This window comes from Ideonella sp. P3_A4 (genome assembly GCF_056403075.1).
The window spans coordinates 1-1702 of record NZ_JBFUGE010000950.1; the positions used below are offsets into that span (position 1 = coordinate 1).

General features: G+C 64.6%; 5 protein-coding genes. 2 read left to right on the forward strand and 3 right to left on the reverse strand.

What is annotated here, in order from left to right; all coding sequences use genetic code 11:
• Both AC1DYI_RS34745 and AC1DYI_RS34750 read right to left on the reverse strand, forming a co-directional pair.
• The coding region (locus tag AC1DYI_RS34745) for an ogr/Delta-like zinc finger family protein (RefSeq protein ID WP_477208655.1) at nucleotides 1-123 on the reverse strand (123 nt) is incomplete at its 3' end.
• 19 nt (nucleotides 124-142) lie between these two features.
• Nucleotides 143-370: a hypothetical protein gene (locus tag AC1DYI_RS34750; protein ID WP_477208651.1), complete on the reverse strand. Its 228-nt coding sequence runs from the start codon at nucleotides 368-370 to the stop codon at nucleotides 143-145.
• 75 nt (nucleotides 371-445) lie between these two features.
• Here AC1DYI_RS34750 and AC1DYI_RS34755 point away from each other — a divergent pair, with 75 nt between their 5' ends.
• Nucleotides 446-1051, forward strand: a complete 606-nt coding sequence (locus AC1DYI_RS34755) for a helix-turn-helix domain-containing protein (protein ID WP_477208652.1) — start codon at nucleotides 446-448, stop codon at nucleotides 1049-1051.
• 19 nt (nucleotides 1052-1070) lie between these two features.
• Here AC1DYI_RS34755 and AC1DYI_RS34760 read toward each other — a convergent pair whose 3' ends face one another.
• Nucleotides 1071-1310, reverse strand: coding sequence for a hypothetical protein (locus tag AC1DYI_RS34760; RefSeq protein WP_477208653.1), 240 nt, complete (start codon nucleotides 1308-1310; stop codon nucleotides 1071-1073).
• Between the two features lie 126 nt (nucleotides 1311-1436).
• Here AC1DYI_RS34760 and AC1DYI_RS34765 point away from each other — a divergent pair.
• Nucleotides 1437-1702: hypothetical protein (locus AC1DYI_RS34765; RefSeq protein ID WP_477208654.1), on the forward strand; the 266-nt coding region annotated here is incomplete at its 3' end.

The window sequence follows — 1702 nt, forward strand, 5'->3', positions numbered from 1 at the left end:
GGTATGGCCGCAGTCGATGTTGCGGCAGCGGTAGCCGGCCTCCATCAGAGTGGGGCTGATGCTGTTCATCTTGACGGCCGTGGCGCGGTCACCGCATTTCCAGCACTTGAAGCCCATCCGCATTGGTCAGTCGCCTCGCTGCTCAGTGGTCGTTGGCGTGGCCGACGCGGGCCTCGCGCTCCATCAGCACCAGCCCGCGGCGGACGGCCTCGGCGGCCACCGAGGCCATGCTCACGTGTCGCTGGGCGGCGACGCGTTGCACTCGGTCGCGTTCCTCGGGCCGAAGGCGCAGGGCGATCGGCTTGTCGACACCGTTGGGCTCGCGCTTCTTGCGTGCGTTGACCGGCAGGGAAGGGGTAGGGAGAGACATGAAGCGTCCTGAGTGGTAGTCTCGATTTCTAAACCGTGACGCAATCTTAGTATTTGAAAACGAGACTAGTCAAGCATGTCAGGTGTAGAAAAAGCGACCGACGCCGAAATCGGAGCACGCCTCAAGAGAGAACGCGAGCGCGTAGGCCTCACTGTCCTGAACTTCGCTGAGGCGACGGGCGTATCGAAGAGCACCCAGATCAAGTACGAGGCGGGAGAAACGTCCCCCGCTGCCAGCTATCTGGTGCGCGCCCTACAGCTCGGTGTAGATGTCATGTTCGTGATGACGGGCGCGCAGACCTCACCGTCGGCCGGCCTCACCTCGGAGCAGTCGCGTTTGTTGGAGTGCTTTGGGGTCGCGGACGACGACGCACGGCGTGCCGCGATGCTGGTGCTCGAAGCGTTGGCTCGGCTTGAGCCCGGGAGTCGCCAGCCGCTTCCTCCCATGCCCGCACCACCGCAGCGCAACTGGGAGATGCGCGCTGACATCGATTTGGCGCTGTGGCGCTCCGTGGCGCTGAGCCTTCCCAGCAGCGCTAACGCCGGCAGTGTTTCGCTGACACCGCAGCAGTGGCTCGACATCGTCAACGACGTGTACGAGCGCGCGAAGGACGACAAGGCTGCTCAGGCGGTCGCTGAGCGTGGCGCTCGCAGCGCCGTGGCCCGCGCTCAAAAGAAGTGAGCCGGCTGGGACCGCGGTGCTATTCAGCCTGTTGCGTGCCGCGTGCCTCCGCGGGCCGCACGGCGGCCGGCATCGCCGACGACTCGGTGCCGACGGCGAACGGGACCGCTGGCAACTCGGTTCCCGCCTGGGCGCCCGTCACGATGTTGATGGTGCAGCCCACGAAGTAGATGGAGCCCTTGGCCTGTGACTCGGCCAAGCCGGGATGCAACGTCCCGGCCTGCTCCAGGGCCTTCTTGATCCAACTCTCGTAGGTCACTCCAAAACGTCCTTCTGCACGGTTGCACGGGCGCGCTCTACGCACCGCAGGGTTCCATCAAAGTGGTGAGGGTGCACACCATCTCGCGGTTACGATCGCCGGCCATTCTGAAGGCTGTGCAACGTTTTGACACCTGTCATCTTTATCCCGAAGCCGGACACGGAGCTTCTCGCCCAGGCCATTGCCGCGCTCGCATGCGCCGAGCGCGCCGACGACATTGCTCGCGGTGCAGCGGCGTTCACGCAAGCCATGGGCATGGAGCGCTACACCATCATCGACTTCCGCGCGCATGTCGCGGCCGAACTCGTCCACAACACGCCACTCGGGCTTGAGCAAGAGCTGTCAATGCTCGAAGTCGTCAAGCGCGACCCTGTGGTGGCACAGGCAAAGAT